A 25,729-nucleotide genomic window follows, 5' to 3' on the forward strand; every position below is an offset into this window, starting at 1 on the left:
GGATTTTTTATTAGCTTTAATCCATGGCTAAACCAACCCTTTTAAAGCGTTTTCTTGTATGGAAATACAAGCATATTTCGCAACGTAATTTTGTGTTGCTACTTGCTGCTTTAATTGGCTTTGTGGCTGGTTTAATCTCTGTACTGCTCAAAAACTTAACCTTTGGGATTTCTTGGTTACTAGAAAAAAGTATTATTTTCTCAGAAAATAAGGTCTACTTTATATTACCTGTTTTAGGCCTTATATTGGTTTATATTTTTGTAAAACGTATTTCAAAAAAACCGTTAGAACCAGCCATACCCTCTATTTTATTTGCATTGTCTAAACGCAGTGGGAAAATTGCTTCTAATAAAATGATTTTGCCATTAATTACAGCGCCTTTAACCGTTGGTTTTGGTGGTTCGGTTGGGTTATTAAGTCCTGCTATTTTTTCTGCCTCAGCTGCAAGTTCAAGCATTGGTGATCTATTTCACATTAACAGAAAAACCAGAACCTTACTTATTGGTTGTGCAGCAGCAGGTGTTATTGCCACAAGTTTTAAATCACCGATTGCAGCAGTCATATTTGCCATTGAAGTATTTGCGCTAGATTTAACTTTTGCTTCCTTATTACCACTTTTAATTGCCTCTTTAGTATCCATTATAACATCCTATTTATTTGTAGGTAACGAAATCTTATTCACATATAATGTCACGGAAACTTTTGAAGTAAGAGATACATTGTTTTACATTTTATTGGGTGTTGGAACAGGAATAGCTTCTATTTATTTTTCAAAAATCTACTTTGCTATTTTTAAATTTTTTGAGCGTTTTAAAACACGGTTTCAAAAACTATTAGTAGGTGGCTTAGCCATTGGAATCATGCTATATTTTATTCCACCACTTTATGGTGAAGGATTTAGTTTTATAAATAATCTACTTTCTGGAAATCATATTGATGCACTTGGTAAGTCGTTGTTTGACGGTTTTACTGATAATATTTGGGTGGTTATTGCCTTGCTTTTTGGTATTACAATCTTCAAGACTATAGCTATGACCACAACTCTTGTTGCTGGAGGCACTGGAGGAATCATCATTCCTACCCTTGTCATGGGAAGCGCTTTAGGCAATGTCGTTGCTAAAATCATCAATAATCTTGGGCTAGGTTTTCAGGTTTCTGAATCTAACTTTACACTTATTGGTATGGCTGGCTTAATTGCTGGTGTCTTACATGCACCTTTAACAGCAATATTTTTAATTGCTGAAATTACAGGTGGTTATGAACTCTTTGTACCATTGATGCTTACAGTTTCTATGTCGTTTTTAATTACAAAAAATGCTTTAGAACATACAATTTATACTAAAGAATTAGCTGAGAAAGATGCCTTGTTAACACACGATAAAGACAAGAGTGTATTAACCTTAATGAACTTGGACAGCGTCATAGAACAAAACTTTATTGAGTTACATCCAGAAACATCTTTACGCGATATGCTCCATCAAGGTGTGGCAAAATCGAGCAGGAATTTATTTCCAGTTGTTGACGATGATAAACGATTAGTTGGTGTACTACTCTTGGATGATATTAGAAACGTGATGTTTGATCAATCACTTTATGATTCCACTTCTGTTGAAACCTTTATGAGTAATCCACCTGACGTTATTAATTATGAAACCGACTCCATGCAAAAGGTGATGCGGAAATTTCAAAGCTCAGGTGCTTGGAATTTACCTGTAATTAAAGGTGGTAACTATTTTGGATTTGTTTCTAAGTCTAAATTATTGACTGCTTACAGACGCGAATTGATTAACTTTACGAAGTAACACCAACCTATGATAAAATTCTTTCGCAAAATCAGATACGATCTCATGAAGCAGAACAAAACATCAAAATACTTTAAATACGCTGTAGGTGAAATTATTCTTGTAGTTATTGGGATTTTGATAGCACTTCAGATTAACAATTGGAATGAAGAAAAAAAACAAAGACTTGTTGAGATTGATATTCTAAAAGGCATAAGAGCTGATGTTTTACTAGACACTATAGACTTAAATTACAATTACAATATCTATAAATTTCATCATAAGGCAGATAGTACCTTAATAAAACACCTCTTGAGTAAGAAAAAGAAAAATGACACAATAGTTTCTAATTTAGAACTAGGTGTTGCACTTGATTTGATTTTGAATCTGCATACCTCCTATTTCGAAGAAGCAAAGAATAAAGGCTTGTCTATAATTTCAAACAAAACGCTAAGGAATGACATTAGTAGACTATATGAATTTAATTATGAGTCCATAAAACTTCTAGAAAATGCCACACCATCTTATGACACGTATAAATCACTAATGTCAATATTTCAACCCTATTTTGGATTAGACTCTATTGGCGCAACTATAAGTGATGCGAACTACAAGAAATTAATCGGTAATGGAACTGCATTGTATACGTACCGTGAAGCTATGTATAGCAGGGAGTTTTTAGTTGATTTATACAAAAGAACTATTGCCCAATCGTTAACTGTAGTAGACAGTATAGAAGGAGAACTAACAAGATTAAAGGATTAATCAAATGATAAAATTCTTCAGAAAAATTAGATTCGATCTCATGAGTAAAAATAAAACTGGCAAGTACTTTAAATACGCAATTGGCGAAATTATCCTCGTGGTTATTGGTATTCTCATAGCGCTTCAAATTAATAATTGGAATGAAAACAGAAAAGAACGTTCTAATGAATTAAAAATACTGAATACACTCAATGCTGAATTTAATAGAAACGGCAATACACTTGACTCTCTATTACTTCAATTAAAAAGAATAGAACAATCATTAAGTTTTGTACTTCAAAAAATAGAACCAAATCCTAAAATTAATTTTACAGCAATTGAATTAGATAGTATTTTGTATAACTCATTTGATAATCCAGTTTGGAAAAGAAGTGAATATACGCTAAGAAATTTAGAGAGTTCTGGTAAACTTAGTGCTTTAAGCAACGAAGATTTAAGAAGCAAACTTTACGAATGGTCTTTAGTTGCAATAGATATTGAAGATAAAGATACAGATGCCTCTGTTGGCTTTCAAAATCTATTAAACTATTATAAAGAAAATGGCTCATTAAGAAATTTAGATGTTTTTGGTGATTATATTCCCGAAGGTCGTTCATCATTAGCGTATGATCATAAGAAGTTTTTCTCAGATATTACTTTTGAAAACATGATCGATGACTATATGGTATACACAAGGCAAAGAATCAAAAGGTATCAAAAGGCAAAAGTCATTATCAATGAAATTATTAATCTAACTTTAACTGAAGAATGATCAAATTCTTCCGTCACATCCGTAAATCACTAATTGAAAAAAATCAAATGGGTAAATACTTTAAATACGCCATTGGTGAGATACTCCTGGTAGTTATTGGGATTTTGATTGCCCTACAGATAAATAATTGGAATGAAAAGCGTAAAAAGGAAATCTTAAAGAGGAGTTATTTTGCTAATTTGATTTACGATCTAAAAAAAGATACTGCTCAATTGAATTATCGACTTGAAGTCAATAAACGAGTATTACCCACAATAGATTCACTTTTAAATGTGTTTGACACTTACAAATCTGTCGAATCATTGTACGAATATTTATCTACCAACCCAACCCCTATTGGGTTACGCGTTAATAACACTTACAATGTAAACACATTTAATATTCTAATATCAAGCGGAAATATAGATTTATTCTCAAACGAATTCACCAATAAACTAATGGAACTTAACCGATTACAATTAGCCGAGATTAAAGTCTCTGAAGGTAATAGTGCATCATTTTTTAATGGAGTAGCAAATTTTAGAGAACAGTTTATTGATAATAGAGGGTTGAAAAATGAAGCCTTACTAGAATCCATAACCTCAAATTATGACCATAAAAAATACATTTCAAAGTACTATAATTTACTTGCTGCCCAGGAGCATACTATCAATAGATATATTGAACTAACAACCAGAGTAAAACTTCAAACTGAAATCATACTCGCTGATTTAATAAGCGGTAGTGGGTTATGATTAAATTCTTCAGAAAAATTAGATACGATCTCATGAGTAAAAATAAAACTGGCAAGTACTTTAAATACGCTATTGGCGAAATTATCCTCGTGGTTATAGGTATTCTCATTGCACTTCAAATTAATAATTGGAATGAAGGCAGAAAGCAAAGAGCAGAAGAAAACGTATTACTAAGCCAATTAAAATCTGACTTTACAGATAACCTTAATCAACTAGACCAAAAGATAAACACAAGACTATCTATGCTTAAATCTTGCGGTGAACTGTTTAAACTTATAGATAACCCTGAGCTCGCTTTAAAAGACAGCATAGACTTATATATTGCGCGCGCCATGCCTTATGCTTCCTTTGACCCAATAATTCATAATTTTGGTAGCTCTGGAACCTTACACCTCATAAAAAACAACAAACTAAAGCAAGCCCTTACCAATTGGTCTGCTGATATACAAGACGTTATTGAAGATGAACATGCGTGGAAGGAATACAGGCACGATCATTTTATTCCGTTCTTAGTGAAACATTATCAATTAAGAAGTGTGCGAAATAAAGCCTTTAAAGTCAATTTATTAGGCAGTTACAGTATTGAAAGAACAGATAATAACTCTAGCTATACTAATTACAATATTGGGTCTTCAAAGCATAATCAAGATTATGTATCCTTATTAAAACATCCAGAATTTGAAGACCATTTAACCAGATTATATGGCATAAATGGTTGGACAAATGTGCAATCTAATATCTTACGAAATCGCATAGTAGAAATCATTAGTTTAATTGATAACGAACTTGAAAATAAATAATTAAGTAGTTTATACTTTTCTATGTCTGTAAAAGCCAAAAAACACCTAGGTCAGCATTTTTTAAGAGATGAGAACATTGCTAAAAAAATAGCAGATTCACTCTCTCTTAACAACTATTCTAAAGTCTTAGAGATTGGACCAGGAATGGGAGTTCTTACAAAATATCTTCTTGAAAAAGATGTGGAAACTTACGTCATTGAAATCGATACAGAATCGGTTGACTATCTAAAATCACATTACCTTAATCTTGCGCCAAGAATCATTGAAAAAGATTTTTTAAAGTACAATTTAAACGACGTTTTTAATAACGAGTCTTTCGCCATTATAGGTAATTTCCCGTATAATATTTCATCTCAAATACTATTTAAAACCTTAGAGATACGTGACCAGATTCCTGAGTTCTCTGGCATGTTTCAAAAAGAAGTCGCCAAACGCATCTGCGAAAAAGAAGGCTCTAAAACGTATGGTATTTTATCGGTATTAACACAAGCGTTTTATGAAGCTGAGTATCTTTTTACTGTGCCGCCAAGTGTATTTAATCCACCACCAAAGGTAGATTCTGGAGTATTAAAATTAACGCGTAAAGAAAACTATACCTTGCCTTGTGATGAGGCTCTATTTTTTAAAGTTGTAAAAACAAGTTTTCAGCAACGTAGAAAAACATTACGTAACAGTTTAAAAACATTTAATCTTTCCGATAATTTAAAAGCAAATAGTATATTTGGCCAGCGTCCAGAACAATTAAGTGTTTCTGAGTTTATTGAGCTTACACAATTAATTGAAAATGACGTGAATTAACGTGTCACTTTGAGTGAAACAACATTGATTTTGTATCGAGAAGTCAGAAGTTCTCGATACAAGATTTTTTCACAACGTTACAAAAATCCCACTCGAACTGACAGTACAACAAAACACGTGTCTGAAGAAAAAGAACATATCACCTTTGAGATAAGCCCAGAGTTTATAGACCAGGTCACTCAGCTTATAGAAACCAAAGACGATGCTAAAGTTTATACGTTTCTTAATGAGTATCACTTTGCTGATATTGCTGAAACCTTAGAAGAGCTAGACTTTGATCAGGCCGTTTACATCATAAAACTTCTAGATTCTGAAAAAACAGCTGATATATTAGCTGAACTGGATGAAGATATCCGAGAAAAAATCCTTGAGCAACTCTCTGCTAAAGAAATTGCTCAAGAAATTGAAGAATTAGATACAGATGATGCCGCAGATATCATAGCAGAGCTTCCTGAAGAACGTCAAGAAGCAGTTATTTCAGAGATTGAAGACGAAGAGCATAAAGCCGAAATCCAAGAACTGCTTACCTATGATGAAGATTCTGCAGGTGGTCTCATGGCAAAAGAATTAGTGCGAGTTAAAGAAAACTGGACCGTTTTGCAATGTGTAAGAGAAATGCGTGCACAAGCAGAAAGTGTTACTCGTGTGCACTCTATTTATGTTGTAGATAAAGATGAAAAGCTTATTGGTCGTTTATCCCTTAAAGACCTACTCATGGCGCCAGACAGAGCACATATCTCTAGCGTCTATATTCCAAAAGTAGATTCTGTTCATGTTAATGACGATGCCGAGGAAGTTGCCAAAGTCATGCAGAAGTATGATTTGGAAGCTATTCCTGTAGTTGATGATGAGAAAGTACTTCTTGGCAGAATTACTATTGACGATATTGTAGATGTCATCAAAGAAGAAGCTGAAAAAGATTACCAATTAGCCGCTGGTATTACACAAGATGTAGAATCTAGTGACAGCATTATTGAGCTTACAAAAGCACGAATTCCATGGTTATTTTTAGGCTTACTTGGTGGTATTGGCGCTGCAGGTATTATGGAAGGCTTTGATGCTATGCTAGAGAACTTTCCTATTTTGTTCTTTTTCACACCACTTATTGCTGCCATGGCAGGAAACGTTGGTGTACAATCGAGCGCTATTATTGTACAAGGTTTAGCTAATGACGATGTAAAAGGAAGTATTAACAGTCGTTTACTAAAAGAAATGTTTTTAGCCATGCTTAATGGCATATTACTTGCCATATTTCTATTACTAGTGGTTTGGATTTGGAAACAACATTTTTTGACGGCTTTAGCTATTTCAGCATCCCTTATAGTTGTAATTATTGTTGCTGGTATTGTTGGCACCTTTGTTCCTCTATTCTTAGATAAAAGAGGCATTGATCCTGCAATTGCAACTGGTCCTTTTATTACAACCAGTAATGACATCTTTGGGATTTTGATTTATTTTTGGATTGCCAGACTGATCTTAGGTATCTAAACCAAATTGCTTTTGTATTTTTAAGGTATGAAAGCTATTAACATCAAAGACAAATTTTTAAAATTTAACAAAAACTGGCATCCACATCAGGTGGCTGTGGTAGACGATATGCAAGTTATTTTAGCCAAACTAAAAGGCGAATTTGTATGGCATAGTCATGATAACGAAGACGAATTGTTTCAAGTGGTTAAAGGCACACTACACATGCAATTTAGAGACAGGACAGAAGTGGTTAATGAAGGTGAATTCATTGTGGTGCCTAAAGGTGTAGAACACAACCCAACAACCTTAAATGACGAGGAAGTACATGTGTTATTATTTGAAAAATTAAACACAGCGCATACAGGAAATGTAAAACACGAACGTACACAAACTGAGTATCCTAAGATTTAAAAAATGATTAAATTCTTTCGTCGCATTCGTCAAAACTTAATTATGGAAAACAAAACCTCCAAATACTTTAAATACGCCATTGGAGAAATTCTATTGGTTGTTATTGGAATCTTAATCGCGCTTCAGATTAATAACTGGAATGAAAATCGAAAGTTAAAACTCAATGAAAAATATATCATTGAAAATCTAATAGAAGATTTACAGTCGGATTATAATAATTATGAAACGAATAAAAGAGGGCTTGAAGACCAACTAAAACTAGTCGACCAACTCATTGAAGTGCCTGCTAACAAAATAATTGATAAAACGTCTTACTTACATCAACTTAGATGGGGAGGAAATATAGTATCAATTGCGTTTGAAGAGAATATTTCTAAAGAAATTGTTAATAAGGATATCCAAGAAGCCATTAAAATTTACTATAGAAATCAAAAAACCACTATTACTGAAGCTACTGTTTATTGGGAAGTTGTACGCGATTTAGTAAGACCGTTCTTAAGAAAGCATGGTATTCATAATTCTAAATCTGTAAAGGAGTTAAATTATTATGCCGACGATATTGATATAGAACTATTGATAGAAGAAAAACTTACGGCACATTATGGCTCTGAAGAATTTGAACAAATTCTTTTCGAATTGAGACTTAAAGGTGGAGGATTAATTAATCTATTAGATAAATTATCAAAATCTAATAGAGAACTTACAAATGTACTTAAAGCGTATACAAATGATTAAATTCTTCCGCAAAATAAGATACAACCTCATGGAAACTGGAAAGACAAAACGCTACCTCAAATACGCAATTGGTGAGATAACCCTTGTTGTTATCGGAATCTTAATTGCACTACAGATTAATAACTGGAATGAAAAAATAAAACATTCAGAGGAAGAACAAATCATTTTAAAAAAGCTATCAACAGATATTAAGAACGATATTAAATTCTTAAAGCTTCAAATTGAAAACGGAAAAACACATATAAACGATTATAAATTTTGTTTAGATGTATTGAGTGCTGAAAGGGATTCAAACCTAGAGGAATTCAATCAACGATTTTCTAGTACTATGCTTATGGTTTCATTTGATATTAATAAAACTACTTTTAATGGCATTACAGATTCTAGAACCATAGACTACATAAAAAATAACGAACTCGTAGATTCTTTAAACACATTTTACAATAATAACTATAAAGGCTGGGATTCTGCAAATAAAGATTATACACGCAATATAATAGGACCTTACTTAATGAAGTTTAACTTTTTACCAATAGTTAACTATGACCGTTTTAAGTATAACACAGGCGGTTTCTCAAACAGTGATTTTTCACAGTATAATTTGTCGAAGTTTGAGGTAAAACCAAAAACGATTTCAGATTTTAAAAAAGATGTCTTTATTATTAATCTTTTGCGTCAGCGTCTTTTTTTAACAGAAGGTCAAATATTTCGATATAATAGTCTTAAAGACAATATGGAGCGTTTGTTAAAGCTGATTCAACAAGAGATAAAAGATGATTAAATTCTTTCGACATATTCGTAAAAATTTACTTATGGAAAACAAAACAGGCAAATACTTTAAGTACGCTATTGGCGAGATTATCCTCGTGGTAATTGGAATTTTAATTGCGCTTCAGATTAATAATTGGAATGAAAGTAGAAATGCAAGAAACGAAGAACAAATAATCCTCAAAGCTTTAAAAACAGAGGTTTCAGAAAATCAGAAAATCTTAACTAAAGATTTAAAACGTCATTCAAATGTTTTACGGCTTCTAACAGAGTTAGGCAATTATATAGAGCCTAAACCCAAATTAATTACTGACAAGAGACTAGATTCATTAATGTTCAGTATAGGATGGTTGCCTACTTACACTCCTAAGGAAGGGGTTATAAATTCTGTTATTACCTCTGGTAAAATTTCTTTAATTAAAAACAACGAACTAAATTCTAAATTAGCATCTTGGAATAGTTTTTTAAATCATTATAAAACAACTTTAAACTGGAGTGAAAAAGATGTTTTTGATTTAGTGTTACCATACTTAAAAGAAAACTACCCTTTAAAGCGCGTATTGAGATTATTTGGTTCTGAAAACATAAAAAAAAGCACATTCAAGTTCTCACAAGAAGCTATATTATCTGATATGGTATTTGAAACAATCGTTGCCGAAAGAATCATTGATGCGAGTGATTCCTTTGAAGCTGCGCAAAAGTTATATGACTATCAGGCCGAAGTTTTAGAGCTTATAAAAACCGAACTAAATCAATAATTTTGATTAAATTCTTTAGACATATTCGTAAATCATTAATTGAACAGAACAATATGGGTAAATATTTTAAATACGCTATAGGGGAAATTCTTTTGGTCGTAATAGGAATTCTAATTGCTCTGCAAATAAACAATTGGAATGAAAATCGAAAAGCTGATATTAGAGAGCAAGATGTTTTAGAAGAATTAAAACAAGGCTTAGTATCCAATAAAAACATATTAGAAAAACGAAAATTACAATTCAATGATTTTCAATCTAAAAGCAAAAAACTAATTGATCATTTAGAAGCCCAAGGTAAGTATCACGATTCTTTGGATGCCTATTTCTATGTGCCAACTGGTAATTATTCTTTTGGTATATCTTATGCTACCTTCGAAAATCTAAAAAGTCAAGGGTTAGATATAATCAGTAATAAGGATTTACGTCTTAATCTAGTTAAGCTATATGAAGAAGATTATTGGCTTTTAAAAGATCAAGAAACAAAAGTGGCAAATGCATTTACCAACGCTACACTTCCCTTTACACGTAAGCACTTTAAGTTATTAAATGGTCCAACATACAAACCAAATGATTATGATAATATTTTACAAAATGCTGAATTTTTGAATATACTTTATGAAAGTAATTATTTGGCACAACTTTACTTTAGGCAATGTGTTAGAGTCTCAGAAGCCACTTCTAAAGTTATTGAGAAAATTGATGAAGAGTTAAAGGAATAAATCGATGCAACGCATCGAGCCATTGAAATTCAGAATATAAAAATTAAATCGTTAAGAAATTCGGAAGCCATGGACGAATTTTAGATTTCATTTTTGATTTTCAGCTTCGCTGAAAAATTCCTAATTTCAATTTGATTTTTTGGTTCGTTTTGTATCAAGACAAAATGAACTTAATCTTAAAAAAGATTACTGCTTTCGCAGGAAGTGAACATGAAAATACTACACCTAGATACCAACCACGAACTGCTCCTAAACCAACTCAACGATTTGGGCTTTACTAATGATGAAGATTACACATCTTCAAAAGAAGCCATTGAAACTAAAATATCAGACTATGATGGAATTGTTATTCGAAGTAGATTTAGTATCGATAAACAATTCCTAGACTCAGCAACAAACCTAAAATTTATAGGCAGAGTTGGTGCTGGGTTAGAAAACATAGATTGCAAATATGCTGAAGAAAAGGGTGTAACCCTTTTTAATGCACCAGAAGGCAACAGAAATGCCGTTGGTGAACACAGTTTAGCTATGTTGCTCTCTCTATTCAATAAACTCAATAAAGCTGATAAAGAAGTAAGACAAGGACAATGGAACAGAGAAGCCAATCGAGGCGTTGAGCTTGACGGAAAAACTATTGGTTTAATAGGTTACGGAAACATGGGAAAAGCCTTTGCCAAAAAACTAAGAGGCTTTGATGTAGAAGTATTATGTTATGATATTAAAAACAATGTTGGTGATGAAAATGCAAAACAAGTGTCTTTAGAAGAGCTTCAAGAAAAGGCTGATGTCTTAAGCCTACATACACCTCAGACACCATTAACTTTGAATATGGTCAATACAGATTTTATAAATGCTTTCAAAAAATCGTTTTGGCTCATTAATACAGCTCGCGGTAAAAGCGTAGTGACAGATCATTTGGTTTTAGCATTGAAATCTGGCAAAATACTTGGTGCAGGTTTAGATGTCTTGGAATATGAAAAATCGTCTTTCGAGGATTTATTTAAAACAATTGTCACCTCGAGCGTGGTCACTGAGCGAAGTCGAAGTGCAGTCGAGAGGTCTCAATTAGGTCTCGACTTCGCTCGACCAGACATGAAACCTAAATTACCTGAAGCATTTCAATATCTTATTAACTCCGATAATGTTATTCTTTCACCTCATGTTGCAGGTTGGACCATCGAAAGCAAGGAGAAATTAGCACAAACTATTGTAGATAAAATCAAAGCTAAATTTTGCTAGTTTTATAACATGAAGAAAACCATACTAATTTTTGGTTCCTTAATAATTGCTTTACTTCTACTTTTTCAGTTTAGTAAATACGCTGTGGTGAGTGGTGACTTTCAAGTGGAATATATTATGGCTATTGTTGCTATTATATCCTTGACCATAGGTCTATTTATTAATAATAAAGCACAAAAGGCTTTATCGGTTTCTAATCAGAAAATAGACTTTAAAAAGATTGAAGAATTAGGGTTAAGTAAACGCGAATATGAAGTCCTAAAAGAAATTGCTTTAGGCTTATCCAACCAAGAAATTGCAAAAAAGCTTTTTGTCTCTGAAAGCACCATAAAAACACATGTGTCTAACCTATTGGTAAAACTGAATGCAAAACGTCGTACCCAAGCGATTCAAATTTCAAAAAGTCTAAATATCATTTAAATTATTAGCTTTACAACTAAAGTATGAGTAAAATGGTACTTTAGTATGAGCCTCACAAATCACCTTCTTTCTACTTTTGGCTAATTAATCAATACATAATAAAATGAAAAAAACAGTAATTAAGTATGGTTTATACGCGCTCATAAGTGGGTTTGTATTTTTTGGATTGCCATTCTTTTTTGGGATGGGAGTAGACTATGACTACGGCGAACTTATTGGATACACCTCTATGGTGCTCTCTTTACTATTTATATTCTTTGGCGTTAAGTACTTTAGAGACAAAGAAAATAATGGAAGTGTCTCTTTTGGCAAAGCCTTAGCTATAGGCATGCTAATCGCATTATTTTCAGCCGTTGGTGTAGCTGTTATGGATTACATATATACTACACAAATAAACCCAGATTTTGTAGCAGATTATTTAGACTATTCTATAAATAAAATGCAAGAAAGTGGCATGACAGCGCAAGAACTTGAAACTAAAAGTGCAGAACTTAAACAACAAATGGAAGACTATGGTAGTCCTGGTTTTATGGCAGGTTTAATGTTTGCAACTGTGCTTATATTAGGGTTTATTATATCTTTAATTTCAGGACTAATTTTACAACGCAAATAACAACTAAATCAATCTTATAATTATGCAATACAAAGCAGATTCACCAGAAGACTACATTAGTCAACTTCCAGAAGAACGAAAAGAACCAATGACCAAACTTCATAACCTTATAAAAGATAATATGCCTGAAGGTTTAGAATCTGGAATGGGTTATGGTATGCCAGCTTATTTTGTGCCTAAATCCATTTATCCTCCAGGATATCATTGTAAGCCATTTCCACCTTTACCTTTTATAAGTATCGCATCACAAAAGAATTTTATTGCATTCTATCACATGGGAATGTATGCCAAAAAAGAACTATACAATTGGTTCGTAGCGGAATATCCTAAACATGCTAAATACAAATTAGATATGGGCAAGAGTTGTGTGCGTTTTAAGAAAGTAGATGATATTCCTTATGATTTAATTGAAGAGCTTTTGGGTAAAATGACTGTTGAAGAGTGGATAGATATTTATGAAAACGCGATAAAAAAATAGATTATGACATTAGGAGCTTTTTCAATTAGTCTAAATGTAAAAGACATTCATAAATCAAAAGCATTTTATGAAACGCTCGGATTCAGTGTTTTTGCTGGAGATATAGAGCGGAATTACCTCATTATGAAAAATGGAAATGCATTAATAGGTTTATTTCAAGGTATGTTTGAAAATAACATAATGACATTTAATCCAGGTTGGGATGAAAATGCGAATGCATTAGAATCATTTGATGATGTTAGAGACATTCAACAAACACTAAAAACTAATAACATTAAACTTGAAACAGAAGCTGATGAAACAACATCTGGTCCAGCAAGTTTTGTAGTGCTTGATCCAGATGGTAATGCCATTCTTATCGATCAGCATGTTTAATAAAAAATTATATAATGAAAAATAGAGTAACAGGAATAGGTGGTTTGTTCTTTAAAACCAAAGATCCAAAAGCCACTAAAGATTGGTATAAGAGACATTTAGGGTTTAATACAGATGATTATGGCTGTACCTTTTGGTGGAAAAACAAAGAAGGTGAAGATTGTTCCACACAATGGAGTCCTTTTCCTAAAGACACCAAATATTATGAACCGTCAAAAAAAGACTTCATGTTTAACTATCGTGTTGAAAATTTAGAGGAGTTATTAGTGACTTTGAAAAAAGAAGGGGTCACAATAGTAGGTAATGTTGAGGAGTATGAATATGGTAAGTTTGGTTATATCATGGATAATGATGGAAATAAAATAGAGCTATGGGAACCTATAGATAAGGCTTTCTTGTAGTTCTTGTAACAAAATTAATAGATACGTTACTTATAAAATAAATAATATCAATGATTGAAGAACAGAATAATAAAGACGAAAATCTTAAAGATATTCCTGAAATTATACAGGATGACACAGATTCTACATCAGAAAAAGTAGACCAATTTAAGTCTAACGTTAAAGACACCTACGATAATATTAAAGATAGAGCTTCAGAATTTGCTTCAGATGCTGGTGAAAAATTAGAGGAGTATACCGAAGTTGCCAAAGAAAAAGCAACGTATTTAGCTGAAGAAGCAAAAGAATCTTTTGCAGAGACCAAAGAAAAAGTAAGTGAGTATGCCGAGGAAGCTAAAGAAAAGTTTAATGAGTTTAAAGAAGAAGCTAAAGTTAAAGCAACAGAACTAGCAGAAGAGGCAAAAGAGGTGCTAGGTGAAACTGCAGAAAAAGTTAGTGAGTTTGCTTCAGATACTGGAGAAAAACTAGAAGATTTAGCTGAAGATGCAAAAGAGACAGTAATAGAAGCAGGTAAGAAGACTAAAAATTTCTTCCAGCGTTTATTTGGATCTAAATAAATACTAGGTCATTAACTTTATTTTGTAATTTTAAGGTCTAATTTTAATAACACAAAAACTATGTCTGACGAAAAAAGTCTAAGCGATGACCTAAACGATATGTTAGGAGACGCTAAAGAAGGTGCAAAAAAAGCTGCTGATAAAGCTAGTGAATTTGCAGGTGACGCAGCAGAAAAAGCAAAGGAGTTAGCAAGTGACGCTAAGGAAAAAGCTAGTGAGTTTGCAGATGATGCTAAAGATAAATTCAATGAATTTACAGGAGATGCCAAAGAAGTACTTAGTGATGGTAAAAATGTAGCAATCATTGCTCACATAACTTTAATAGGCTGGATCATTGCTATTGTTATGAATGGTGGTGATAAGAAATCCGAATTTGCTTCTTTCTACATTAGACAAGTACTAGGTATTTTCATAGTTGCACTAGTTTGTAGTATAATACCAATAATAAATTTATTTGCATGGATACTACCTTTAGCCATGTGGTTAATGAGTTTAGTTAGTGCCATTGGTGGAAAACAAAAACCAGTTTTCCTTTTGGGAGAGCAGTTCCAAGATTGGTTTAAATCCTTGTAATAATAAAAAGCTGAGTGCTATACTCAGTTTTTTTAATTATTATATTATCGTGATATTGCAATATTACGATAATAGTGTATATTTGTATAATTAATTTTCTAAGTATGGGAGCAACTAGACTTAAAATACACGATCAAAATCATATTGATATATCTAGAATAGCAAAGGTTTTTGCGCATCCTGCGCGTGTTGCTATTTTAAAAGAACTCAGCGTACAAGAAGGCTGCTGTAATGACCTTGTAGAAGTTATTGGTCTGTCTCAAGCTACCATTTCACAACATCTAACGGTTATTGGAGATGCTGGCCTACTCTATGGCTCTCATAAAGGGAAACAGCGAAACTATTGTTTAAACATAGAGCGTTTAGAAGAGTTTAGACAATCGTTAAATTCCTTTTTTTCTAAAACGAAATCCAATTGTTGTTAGGTCGATAATCAAGATTTAATAACAATACTAATACGTATATAAATCCTATTAAAATGAAAACTCAAGACTTTTTAAATCTATTGGAAACACATAAAGACAAAGCATTGCTTTTTGAATATGCTCAAAATCAACTTGTTGGCGCTAATTATCATATCACTGAAATAAAACATACTAACATAGAATCTGTAGATTGTGGTGCTAATATTGATTCTTGGACAGAAACCGTTGTACAACTCTGGGAAAGCCCAAATGAATTAGGAAAAACTGAATTTATGAGGTGCTTTAAAGCTAATGGAATTCTGAATAAAGTAGGGCGTATTAAACCTTTTGATCCTAATGCCGAAATAAAGTTTGAATATGGAAACACCTTATTTCACACCACACAACTATTTGTTAACGATTACGAAATAAAAGACCAACATCTAATTATTAAATTAGCCATCGAAAAAACCGATTGTAAGGCAAAAGAAGCTTGTGGTATTATTGAGTCTAAAGTTGCTTCATCAGAAACTTGCTGCACACCAGAAAGTGGTTGCTGTTAAAAAAATTAAGTTAAATTAAAATGAGATCCTGAATCAACACTTCGATACTTCGACTATGCTCAGCACAGGAAAGCTCAGTGTGACAGTTCAGGATGACAAAAGTCAATGAAAAACATACTAGTACTTTGTACAGGGAACTCTTGCCGAAGCCAAATGGCACATGGTTATCTCAATGAATTTTTAGATAATAGACGTGTAAAGGTTTATAGTGCAGGAATAGAAACCCATGGTTTAAATCCAGGAGCTTTAATGATTATGAAAGAAGATGGGATTGATATAACACATCATACCTCAAATCATGTAGATGAATATGCTAATGTAGATTTTGATTACATCATTACTGTTTGTGATCATGCCAATGAAAACTGTCCTTTTATTCCAAGTAAAAATGCAATACGAATCCATCATAATTTCTTTGATCCTTCTAAAGTAGAAGGAACAGAAAAAGAAAAGTACGATGCCTTCCTAAAGGCTAGAAATGAAATAAAGGCTTACTTTAAAGAATTTTCAGAAAATAATTTTTAAACAAAAACGCTTTGCAAAAGCAAAGCGTTTTTGTTTCTATTATACTATTAAAAAGAATTACTTCTGCATATTCTTTGCTTCAATACTCAAAGTAGCATGAGGTACTAATTTTAAGCGTTCAGGATTAATTAATTTCCCTGTTACTCTACAGACACCATAAGATTTGTTTTCTATCCTAATTAGAGCATTTTTTAAATCGCGAATAAATTTTTCTTGTCGTATTGCTAATTGAGAGTTCGATTCTTTACTCATAGTTGCACTACCTTCATCAAATGCTTTAAAAGTAGGTGCTGTATCTTCGGTGCCATTATTATGATCATTCATATAAGCACTTTTAATAAGTTCTAAATCGTGCTCTGCCTTGTCAATTTTTTCTTGAATTAATATTCTGAACTCTTCTAACTCCTTGTCAGAATATCTATTATTAGTTTCTATTCCCATAATATTAATGTTTTTGTATAAACAATTTTGTTTTCACTTCATCAAAAGCTATATCAATTCCTTTGATTATACTGTCTTTAATTTCTAATTCTTCGGTTAAGGTTTCTGTTTTAATATAGTCTATATTGGAGTTAACGGCGTTTACAATAGAATCGTCTTTTTGAAGCATTACATCTATACGATCTGTTACTTCAAATCCTGAATCTTTACGCAAATTTTGAATACGATTTACGAGCTCACGTGCAATCCCTTCTTTTCGTAAATTTTCAGAGATAGTAACATCTAATGCTACAGTTATAGATCCTTCATTGGCTACAAGCCATCCCTCTATATCTTGTGATGTAATCTCAACATCATCTATTCCCAATGTAATATTTTTTCCGTTAATTTCAACGTCTATTTCACCATTTTGCTCGATATTTTTAATACTATCAGCATCAAAACTTCGTATTTCATTGGCAATCAACTTCATATCCTTACCAAAACGCGGTCCTAAAGTTTTAAAATTGGGTTTAATTTGCTTAACCAAAATATCCGAAGCGTCTTCAAGCAACTCAATCTCCTTTATATTAACTTCTTGCTTTATTAAATCTGCTACAGCCAAAATTTCTTCCTTTTGAGTTTCAGAACTAATAGGAATCATAATCTTTTGAAGTGGCTGACGTACTTTTAAACTTTTACTTGCTCTTAATGATAGTACTAAAGAAGAAATTGTTTGTGCGCTCTCCATTTTTCGTTCTAAAGACTTATCTACAAAACTATAATCAAATTCAGGAAATTTTGCTAAATGCACACTTTCAAAATTTTCTTTTTTGGTTACTGCGTTTAAATCTAAATACAGACGATCCATAAAGAATGGTGCAATCGGAGCTCCTAACTTTGCTATGGTTACCATACATGTATAAAGCGTCTGATATGCTGAAATTTTATCGGTTTGATAATCGCCTTTCCAGAAACGTCTTCTGCTTAAACGCACATACCAATTACTCAAATAATCTTGAGTAAAGCTTGAAATAACTCGAGCTGCTTTTGTAGGTTCATAGTCTGCGTAATACGCATCTACCTTTTGAATCAAGGTATGCAATTCTGATAAAATCCAGCGATCTAATTCTGGACGTTCACTTAACGGAATATCATCTTCAGTATAAGAAAACTCATCTAAATTAGTATACAGACTGAAGAATGAATAGGTATTGTACAAGGTTCCAAAGAACTTGCGCTTTACCTCTTCAATACCTTCACTATCAAACTTAAGATTATCCCAAGGATTGGCATTCATAATCATATACCAACGTGTGGCATCTGCGCCATAGGTGGATAAGGTTTCGAAAGGGTCTGTTGCGTTTCCTAAACGTTTAGACATTTTTTGCCCATTTTTGTCTAAAACCAATCCATTAGATACTACATTCTTATAAGCAACAGAATCAAAAACCATAGTTCCAATAGCATGGAGCGTGTAAAACCACCCTCGAGTTTGATCTACGCCTTCGGCAATAAAGTCCGCTGGATATGATGTGTTATTATCGATTTTATCTTTATTTTCAAAAGGATAATGCCATTGTGCATAAGGCATAGAACCTGAATCGAACCACACATCAATTAAATCAGCTTCTCGTTTCATTGGCTGTCCAGACGCAGAAACCAGCACAATTTCATCAACAATGTTTTTGTGTAAATCTATAGTTGCATAGTTTTCATCTGAATTGTTTCCAACTTCAAAATCTTCAAAAATGTCTTTTGATAGAACTCCTGCTTGCACCGCTTTTGCCATTTCAGTTTTTAATTCTTCTACAGAACCAATACAAAGTTCTTCTTTACCATCTTCTGTTCTCCAGATTGGTAATGGAATTCCCCAATATCGTGATCGTGATAAATTCCAATCGTTAGCGTTAGATAACCAATTACCAAAACGTCCTGTTCCTGTTGATTCAGGTTTCCAGTTTATAGTATTATTTAAGGCTACCATATGTTCTTTGACATCAGTAACTTTTATAAACCAAGAGTCTAATGGATAATAAAGTATTGGTTTGTCAGTTCGCCAGCAATTAGGATAACTGTGCTTATATTTTTCAACTTTAAAGGCCTTGTTTTCGTTTTTAAGTTTCAATCCTAATCGTTCATCAACAGATAAATACTGTTTTTGATTTTTTAGAACTACTGCTAATTTTTCTTGTTGAACCTTTAATTCAGCTTCAATTTCATCCTCTTTAAGATATTCCACTTTTACATATTCACCTGCAAAACCATAAATATCATCACTCACTTCTGGTCTAAATCGCCCTTGCAAATCAACTAATGGCACCAAATTACCATTCTCATCTTTCACTAGCATTGGCGGAACTTCTGGTGTTGCTTGTTTCGCAACCAAAGCATCATCGGCACCAAAAGTAGGCGCTGTATGTACTATTCCTGTTCCATCTTCAGTCGTAACAAAATCTCCAGAAATAACTCTAAAGGCATTTTCTGGATTATCATTTGGTAAGGTGTAAGGCAATAGTTGTTCGTAAGTGATGCCTACTAAATCTTTTCCTTTAAATTCTTTAACAACAAAATAAGGAATCTTCTTATCTCCTGAATTATAAGCTATTAATTCAGATTTATCTTCCACCAAGTTAAATTTACCTGAGAATTGATAATTCACTAATTTCTTAGCTAGAACCACATTCATCGGTTTAAATGTATATTGATTATAGGTTTCAACCAACACATAATCAATCTTAGGGCCAACTGTCAATGCTGTATTACTTGGTAAGGTCCAAGGTGTAGTCGTCCAAGCTAAAAAATGAATGTCACCTTCATCTTTTAAAAAGTCTGGTAATGAATCTGTATTGGCTTTAAACTGAGCTACTACTGTGGTATCTGTAACATCTTGGTAGGTTCCTGGCTGATTTAGTTCGTGTGAACTTAAACCCGTCCCTGCTTTAGGTGAGTAAGGCTGTATGGTATAACCTTTATATAATAAGTTTTTAGAATAAATCTGTTTTAGCAACCACCAAACACTTTCCATGTACTTTGGGTCATAGGTGATATATGGATCATCCATATCTACCCAATAACCCATTTTCTCAGTGAGATCATTCCAAACATCAGTATAACGCATTACTGCCTTACGACATGCTGCGTTGTAATCTTCTACAGAAATGGTCTTACCAATATCTTCTTTAGTTATACCTAATTCTTTTTCAACACCTAGTTCTATGGGTAAACCATGAGTATCCCAACCAGCTTTCCGTTTTACTTGGTAGCCTTTCATAGTCTTGTATCTCGGAAAGATGTCTTTGATGGCACGTGCTAAAACATGATGCACACCTGGCAAACCGTTAGCCGAAGGAGGCCCTTCGAAAAAGACATAAGGTTTAGCTCCTTCTCGTGTAGAAACACTTTTCTCAAAAATGTTGTTATCCTGCCAATAATTAAGAATTTCTTCTGCAACTATTGGCAAGTTAAGTCCTTTATATTCAGGAAACTTTTGGCTCATACGACACTCGTTTTAAACAAGAGTGCAAAATTAGGAATTTTGATGAAAACTATTGAATATTAGTAGAAATAGATTAAAAAAATATAATCTTGAGAAGTAGAACTAAAATTAATAAAGATGCGAGACGTTTGGCGTTTTTCATAAAGTTGAACCTTTATGTTTAAGACACCTTTTTTTGTGAAAAGTCACTACAAGTATCTAACTACTAATGCGCAATAAACCTAACCAAATCCTCTATCTTGGAAATCTTCTGGATTCTTATGGTTGCATTTTTTAAGGAAATGGTATTGTACTTGGATACAAAAATTGCTGAGTAGCCTAATTTTTCAGCTTCTAAAATACGTTGCTCTACACGTTGAACTGGTCTTATCTCGCCTGATAACCCTACTTCTGCTGCAAAGCAAAAATCTTTTTGGAGCGCTTCGTCTTCATTAGAAGATAAAATCGCTGCGATGACAGCTAAATCTATTGCTGGATCATCCACGTTTATTCCTCCTGTGATATTTAAAAACACATCTTTTGCACCTAAACGAAAACCAGCGCGTTTCTCTAAAACTGCTAATAGCATGTTTAATCGTTTGGCGTTAAATCCTGTGGCACTGCGTTGTGGAGTTCCGTAAACTGCAGTACTCACCAACGCCTGAACTTCTATAAGTAAAGGACGCATACCTTCTAAAGTTACTGCTACTGCATTTCCACTTAATTCGTCATCTTTTTTAGAAATTAGAACCTCACTTGGATTTGTAACTTCTCTAAGTCCTGAGCCTTGCATTTCGTAAATGCCAAGCTCATTTGTAGATCCGAATCTATTTTTATTAGCTCTTAAGATTCTAAATACATGATTGCGATCGCCTTCAAACTGAAGTACAGTATCTACCATATGCTCTAAAATTTTTGGACCTGCAATGTGTCCATCTTTAGTAATATGACCAATTAATAGTACTGGAGTAGATGTTTCTTTAGCAAATTTTATAAGCTCTGTAGTACACTCTTTAATCTGAGAAATACTTCCGGCTGACGACTCTATATAATCGCTATGTAAGGTTTGGATAGAGTCTACCACAACGATATCTGGTTCAGTAGCCTCAATTTGTTTGAAGATATTCTGTGTTTTTGTCTCAGTAAGAATATAACAATTACTGTTATCTGGATTAATGCGCTCTGCACGCATCTTAATTTGTTTCTGGCTTTCTTCTCCAGAAATATAGAGTGTCTTATAAGGTAACTTTAATGCTATTTGAAGCAGTAGCGTACTTTTACCTATACCTGGTTCTCCTCCTAAAAGCGTTAAAGATCCTGGTACTATTCCGCCTCCTAAAACCCGATTGAACTCACTATCGTTAGTTTGTAGTCTCGTTTCCTGGGTTGAATCTATTTCATTAATTAGTAAAGGTTTAGAAAGACGCTTATTTGTAACTGAAGTCGACATTTTCCAATCACTTTTATCCGCTTTCTGTACAACTTCTTCTACAATAGTATTCCATGCTTTACAAGCAGTACATTGACCTTGCCATTTAGCATATTGGCTGCCACAATTCTGGCAGAAAAATGTTGTTTTTACTTTAGCCATTAATTAGTTATCTGAAGTAGTGAAAACTAAATATTAAGTGGCTAAAGTACTATTTTTTAATGGATATCCTTAAACCAATGAAGTAACATTAACGTCTTAAATGCAGCTAATTTATATGGCTTATTATCTGCCAACATTTGCCTTGTTTTTTTATAGAGAGCTTCAAAGAAGTAATCCGTGGATGGTATATTTATTTTAGTTCTCTTCATCATCTTCTTCATTTTCATCGTCTGTATCAACGATAGTTAATTCGTCTATCTTTGAGAAAATAAACTCTCTGTTAACATGACTGACATCATTTAAAGTTAAGGCAGATTCGTAGAGTTTTTTTGCCTTTTTATTTTTACCACTTTTCTCTGCATACTGAGCCAAATAGTATGTGCCAAGTAAGGATTCTGGATTTTGCTTTTTTGCAAGTTTACCTAAACCTCTAAAGGTCTCAATATCTTCTCGTTCCTCAGCTATTTTAGCAATTTTTTCAAATTCTTCTTCTGGTATTGGTTTTTCAATTCCGAATAACTCATCTAAGCGTTCATAACGCTCAGCCAAGTATACATCTAAAGTCCCTTCATATGGAATAACCTTTTCAATAATTTCTTTTTCTCTAAGTGGTTTATATAAATCGAATATTTTATCAAAGGCTCTAGATATGGCACTTGACACTAAGGTATAATGAGTATCATTATTAAAATCGTCAAAATAATATGTAACCTTTTTATTGTCTAAATTTTTTAAGGAAAGATGGGCTTCTAACACCATATCTCTTATCTGAGGAATATCGTTATCACTCGTTGCCATGTAATAGAAAAAATCGTTTTCCATCCATTGTAACCTATTAATAATATTCTTTTGCATATTGCCTACAAAATCTGGGCTTAAATTAACGTAAGCTTGAAATAAAGGAAGCTCTTTTAACGCAAAAGCATTAATAAAATTTCCCATTTTATTATGCCCAACTGCTACTCTAAATTTGCTGGTATTATATTTACTATCTATGTAAGGCAACAACTCTTTACCTATAAACTCATAAAAATTTGCACCAGATTCTACTGGTAATCCTGTAGCTTCGTCTACATAACTATCGTAAAACCTTTCGTTTCCTTGCATAATACCAACTACAATTGATCCAGGCATATCATCAAAATAGGTTTGAAATTCGACTTGACCAACCACTGGTTCAAATAAATAATCACCATCAAATACGATAATTACAGGATGCTTTAGTAATGCATTTTCATCATAATTTTTGGGCAGCTTAACTTTAAGTTCTCTTGTCTGATTTAGTTGGTACGAGAAGAGTTCATCGTAACTTACCTGAGCCGAAATTTGCAAACATAGACTCATGGTAAAAAGCAATATTAATGCTTTTTTCATTATAAGTAGGTTTAGAGTTGGGTTAGTAAAGATACTAATTAAACGATAATAAGTAAATTTTTTCGATGAAATGCACGTTTAATTTTTAAGCTCTTCTTCTAAGTCGTACATTTTATCTAAAAGTAAATCTTTATCAACAAACTGAGAAGGCTCTAAAAGCAAACCTGCTTGGTATCGTCGTAATGCTTTTTTGAGATTGCCTGCCATCTCATGATACATACCTGAATAGTAAGTGCTTAACATAGAATCTGAATACTCCCTTTCTGCTAACTTAGCAATATTCTGCATAGAATCTAGGTTATCTTTTTTCTTTGAAGCTGCTGCAATAGCCCTAATGTCGTTCTCCACAACTTGTTTTTCAAAACCATAGAAGGTTTTAATATCATCGTACTTTTTCATTAGGTATTCGTAAGGAGAGCCTTCATATGTAAGTACTTTTTCATCATATTCTTTTCTGCTTATTGGTCTGTATAAATAGAATATATCATTTAATGCTTTGGGTATACCTCTTCCTACTAAAGAATAGTGACTTGCATCTGAAAAATCATCGAACTTATAACGTAGTTTCTCATTATCTATGCCTTTTAGATTATTGTCTAGTTCTAAAATGTCTTGCCTTAATTGCTTTATATCTCCATCACTAGTTGCTACATAATAAAATGTTTGTTGTGTAATAGAAGTAAATTTTTCTTGTAATCTGCTTGCCATCTCTGGAGCTAAATCTGGACTTAAAGAAATGTATGCTTTAAATAAGGGTTCGTTTTTAAACAAAAAATAATTTATGAAATTAGCACCTAGATCGTGGCCTACAATTATTCTAAAATTAGACGTATTGTAATTTACTTTCATGTAAGGTAAAATCTCTTGACCAATAAACTCATAAAAATCTGCACCGTCTTGCGTTGGGAAAAAACTATACTCATCATAAAGAAAATCTAAATCTCTACTCTTACTTTGCTTAATACCAACGATAACACAATCTGGAATATCTTCCCAATAAGCCTGATAATCAATATTACCAGAAACAGGCTCAAACATATAATCACCATCTAAAACGACTACTAATGGGTAACCATACTTATATTCTTTATCAAAATTACGTGGTAACTGAATTTTAAGTTTACGTGTTTCTCCTAATCTTTCAGATTCAAAATCCTCGTAAATAGCTTGAGCTAAGGAAGAAGAAGTTGTGATAAGTGTTAGCGCGATGATAAAGGCCTTTTTCATTGATATAGAATTGATTGCAGTGGCAATTTATAAAATTATTCGGAGGCTACATTAGCCTTTCTATTATAAATAGGTAAATACAGTAATGATAAACCACCTAAAATAATGGTCATTAAGGTTTGAGAACCCCAGAGTACCCAGCCAAATGCAAAACTTGGATCTTCTGCTATACCAAAAATTGAAAATGCAGCATATACTGCTGCTGGATAAGCGCCTGTTCCACCATTAGTGGCTGCAATGCTAAAACTCGCTGATATAAAACCTATAAGGACAGCTGCTATAGGAATACCTTTTAGACTCTCAAACGCAAAGGTAGTTGTGTAAAACATTAATACATATAATCCCCAAATAAATAGTGTATGAGCTATAAAAGGCCACTTCTTTTTCATTTTAAGAATACTTACAGCACCTTCTAATAAGCCTTTTATAAAATCGTTTATTTTTTTTGCTATACCAGATTCGCTTTTTCTAAAAACAAAAAACAGGATAATTAACATTAAGGTAACTCCGCCAAATATGATAAGTGTGTTAATACTGAATTTCTTTTGAAAAAATTCAATAATAAAATCAAATTGTAAGATTAATGTTATGCTAATAATCCCAAGCATTACAATTAAATCTGCAATGCGTTCTGCTACGATAGTACCAAAACCTTTCTCAAAAGGCACACCTTCATAATTTGTTAAAATTGTTGCTCTAGCTACTTCTCCAGATCTTGGTATACCATAATTAATGAGATACGTAGCAAATACTGCCATCATGCTATTTTTGAACTTTACATTATAGCCTAAAGGTTCTAACATAAATAACCATCTATATGCTCTAGATATATGACTAATTGTTAAGCAAACTACACTAAGTAAAATCCATTTTAGATCTGCTTGTTTAGCCTCAGCAATTATTTTATCTAAGGGTACTTTGTTAAGAGAATACCATACTAATCCAACACTAATTAGAATAGGAATTAGAATGGTTAGTATTTTTTTTTGCTTGGGTGTCAA

At 32.8% G+C, this 25,729-nt stretch carries 29 protein-coding genes; 23 read left to right on the plus strand and 6 right to left on the minus strand.

Translation table 11 applies throughout. From position 1 onward, the window contains the following. Positions 1-23 precede the first annotated feature (23 nt). The 23 genes from RM697_RS04200 to RM697_RS04310 all read left to right on the plus strand — a co-directional run bounded on the left by RM697_RS04200 (position 24) and on the right by RM697_RS04310 (position 16,638). A complete protein-coding gene (locus tag RM697_RS04200) occupies positions 24-1,802 on the plus strand; it encodes a chloride channel protein (protein ID WP_311426608.1) in 1,779 nt (592 codons plus the stop codon). Positions 1,803-1,811: 9 nt separating this feature from the next. Next, on the plus strand, positions 1,812-2,546 hold the full coding sequence (locus RM697_RS04205) for a DUF6090 family protein (RefSeq protein ID WP_311426609.1): 735 nt from the start codon (positions 1,812-1,814) through the stop codon (positions 2,544-2,546). A 40-nt stretch (positions 2,547-2,586) separates the two neighbouring features. Beyond that, positions 2,587-3,297, plus strand: coding sequence for a DUF6090 family protein (locus RM697_RS04210; RefSeq protein ID WP_311426610.1), 711 nt, complete (start codon positions 2,587-2,589; stop codon positions 3,295-3,297). Beyond that, entirely contained in the window at positions 3,294-4,031 is a 738-nt protein-coding gene (locus RM697_RS04215) for a DUF6090 family protein (RefSeq protein WP_311426611.1), read from the plus strand. Before RM697_RS04210 ends, RM697_RS04215 begins: the two co-directional genes overlap by 4 nt. Then, positions 4,028-4,831, plus strand: coding sequence for a DUF6090 family protein (locus tag RM697_RS04220; RefSeq protein WP_311426612.1), 804 nt, complete (start codon positions 4,028-4,030; stop codon positions 4,829-4,831). Before RM697_RS04215 ends, RM697_RS04220 begins: the two co-directional genes overlap by 4 nt. 21 nt (positions 4,832-4,852) lie before the next feature. Further along, positions 4,853-5,629 (plus strand): 16S rRNA (adenine(1518)-N(6)/adenine(1519)-N(6))-dimethyltransferase RsmA, encoded by a 777-nt coding sequence (gene rsmA / locus RM697_RS04225; protein ID WP_311426613.1) that lies wholly within the window; start codon positions 4,853-4,855, stop codon positions 5,627-5,629. Between the two features lie 117 nt (positions 5,630-5,746). After that, the gene (gene mgtE, locus RM697_RS04230) at positions 5,747-7,117 is read left to right on the plus strand and encodes a magnesium transporter (protein WP_311426614.1); all 1,371 of its coding nucleotides are present in this window, start codon (positions 5,747-5,749) and stop codon (positions 7,115-7,117) included. A gap of 27 nt (positions 7,118-7,144) precedes the next feature. Beyond that, entirely contained in the window at positions 7,145-7,510 is a 366-nt protein-coding gene (locus tag RM697_RS04235; protein ID WP_311426615.1) for a cupin domain-containing protein, read from the plus strand. A 3-nt stretch (positions 7,511-7,513) separates the two neighbouring features. After that, positions 7,514-8,245, plus strand: a complete 732-nt coding sequence (locus tag RM697_RS04240) for a DUF6090 family protein (protein WP_311426616.1) — start codon at positions 7,514-7,516, stop codon at positions 8,243-8,245. Then, the gene (locus tag RM697_RS04245; protein WP_311426617.1) at positions 8,238-9,026 is read left to right on the plus strand and encodes a DUF6090 family protein; all 789 of its coding nucleotides are present in this window, start codon (positions 8,238-8,240) and stop codon (positions 9,024-9,026) included. Before RM697_RS04240 ends, RM697_RS04245 begins: the two co-directional genes overlap by 8 nt. Next, complete coding sequence (locus RM697_RS04250) at positions 9,019-9,771, plus strand: DUF6090 family protein (protein ID WP_311426618.1); 753 nt, start codon at positions 9,019-9,021, stop codon at positions 9,769-9,771. The genes RM697_RS04245 and RM697_RS04250 overlap by 8 nt, the downstream gene beginning before the upstream one ends. 2 nt (positions 9,772-9,773) lie before the next feature. Beyond that, the gene (locus RM697_RS04255) at positions 9,774-10,490 is read left to right on the plus strand and encodes a DUF6090 family protein (protein WP_311426619.1); all 717 of its coding nucleotides are present in this window, start codon (positions 9,774-9,776) and stop codon (positions 10,488-10,490) included. A gap of 210 nt (positions 10,491-10,700) precedes the next feature. After that, positions 10,701-11,729 (plus strand): 2-hydroxyacid dehydrogenase, encoded by a 1,029-nt coding sequence (locus RM697_RS04260; RefSeq protein WP_311426620.1) that lies wholly within the window; start codon positions 10,701-10,703, stop codon positions 11,727-11,729. A gap of 9 nt (positions 11,730-11,738) precedes the next feature. After that, on the plus strand, positions 11,739-12,149 hold the full coding sequence (locus tag RM697_RS04265) for a response regulator transcription factor (RefSeq protein WP_311426621.1): 411 nt from the start codon (positions 11,739-11,741) through the stop codon (positions 12,147-12,149). Between the two features lie 103 nt (positions 12,150-12,252). Beyond that, complete coding sequence (locus RM697_RS04270) at positions 12,253-12,762, plus strand: DUF4199 domain-containing protein (RefSeq protein ID WP_311426622.1); 510 nt, start codon at positions 12,253-12,255, stop codon at positions 12,760-12,762. A 22-nt stretch (positions 12,763-12,784) separates the two neighbouring features. Further along, positions 12,785-13,240 (plus strand): DUF1801 domain-containing protein, encoded by a 456-nt coding sequence (locus RM697_RS04275; protein ID WP_311426623.1) that lies wholly within the window; start codon positions 12,785-12,787, stop codon positions 13,238-13,240. 3 nt (positions 13,241-13,243) lie between these two features. Then, a complete protein-coding gene (locus tag RM697_RS04280) occupies positions 13,244-13,615 on the plus strand; it encodes a VOC family protein (protein ID WP_311426624.1) in 372 nt (123 codons plus the stop codon). A 14-nt stretch (positions 13,616-13,629) separates the two neighbouring features. Continuing rightward, positions 13,630-14,016 (plus strand): VOC family protein, encoded by a 387-nt coding sequence (locus RM697_RS04285; RefSeq protein ID WP_311426625.1) that lies wholly within the window; start codon positions 13,630-13,632, stop codon positions 14,014-14,016. Between the two features lie 50 nt (positions 14,017-14,066). Beyond that, the gene (locus RM697_RS04290; protein ID WP_311426626.1) at positions 14,067-14,573 is read left to right on the plus strand and encodes a hypothetical protein; all 507 of its coding nucleotides are present in this window, start codon (positions 14,067-14,069) and stop codon (positions 14,571-14,573) included. A gap of 60 nt (positions 14,574-14,633) precedes the next feature. Continuing rightward, positions 14,634-15,146, plus strand: coding sequence for a DUF883 domain-containing protein (locus RM697_RS04295; RefSeq protein WP_311426627.1), 513 nt, complete (start codon positions 14,634-14,636; stop codon positions 15,144-15,146). Between the two features lie 104 nt (positions 15,147-15,250). Beyond that, entirely contained in the window at positions 15,251-15,571 is a 321-nt protein-coding gene (locus RM697_RS04300) for an ArsR/SmtB family transcription factor (protein WP_311426628.1), read from the plus strand. Between the two features lie 53 nt (positions 15,572-15,624). Next, positions 15,625-16,113: a DUF6428 family protein gene (locus RM697_RS04305; protein ID WP_311426629.1), complete on the plus strand. Its 489-nt coding sequence runs from the start codon at positions 15,625-15,627 to the stop codon at positions 16,111-16,113. A 105-nt stretch (positions 16,114-16,218) separates the two neighbouring features. After that, positions 16,219-16,638: an arsenate reductase ArsC gene (locus RM697_RS04310; RefSeq protein WP_311426630.1), complete on the plus strand. Its 420-nt coding sequence runs from the start codon at positions 16,219-16,221 to the stop codon at positions 16,636-16,638. A 57-nt stretch (positions 16,639-16,695) separates the two neighbouring features. Here RM697_RS04310 and RM697_RS04315 read toward each other — a convergent pair whose 3' ends face one another. The 6 genes from RM697_RS04315 to RM697_RS04340 all read right to left on the minus strand — a co-directional run bounded on the left by RM697_RS04315 (position 16,696) and on the right by RM697_RS04340 (position 25,729). Then, positions 16,696-17,079: a TraR/DksA family transcriptional regulator gene (locus tag RM697_RS04315; RefSeq protein WP_311426631.1), complete on the minus strand. Its 384-nt coding sequence runs from the start codon at positions 17,077-17,079 to the stop codon at positions 16,696-16,698. A 4-nt stretch (positions 17,080-17,083) separates the two neighbouring features. Further along, a complete protein-coding gene (gene ileS, locus RM697_RS04320; protein ID WP_311426632.1) occupies positions 17,084-20,557 on the minus strand; it encodes an isoleucine--tRNA ligase in 3,474 nt (1,157 codons plus the stop codon). Between the two features lie 205 nt (positions 20,558-20,762). Continuing rightward, positions 20,763-22,127, minus strand: a complete 1,365-nt coding sequence (gene radA / locus RM697_RS04325; protein ID WP_311426633.1) for a DNA repair protein RadA — start codon at positions 22,125-22,127, stop codon at positions 20,763-20,765. 195 nt (positions 22,128-22,322) lie between these two features. After that, positions 22,323-23,501 (minus strand): alpha/beta hydrolase, encoded by a 1,179-nt coding sequence (locus tag RM697_RS04330; protein WP_311426634.1) that lies wholly within the window; start codon positions 23,499-23,501, stop codon positions 22,323-22,325. Between the two features lie 78 nt (positions 23,502-23,579). After that, positions 23,580-24,728, minus strand: a complete 1,149-nt coding sequence (locus RM697_RS04335) for an alpha/beta hydrolase (protein WP_311426635.1) — start codon at positions 24,726-24,728, stop codon at positions 23,580-23,582. 35 nt (positions 24,729-24,763) lie between these two features. Then, a complete protein-coding gene (locus RM697_RS04340) occupies positions 24,764-25,729 on the minus strand; it encodes a lysylphosphatidylglycerol synthase transmembrane domain-containing protein (RefSeq protein WP_311426636.1) in 966 nt (321 codons plus the stop codon).

The sequence above is a fragment of the Microcosmobacter mediterraneus genome (assembly GCF_031846265.1).
GTDB classification, from domain to species: Bacteria; Bacteroidota; Bacteroidia; order Flavobacteriales; family Flavobacteriaceae; genus Microcosmobacter; species Microcosmobacter mediterraneus.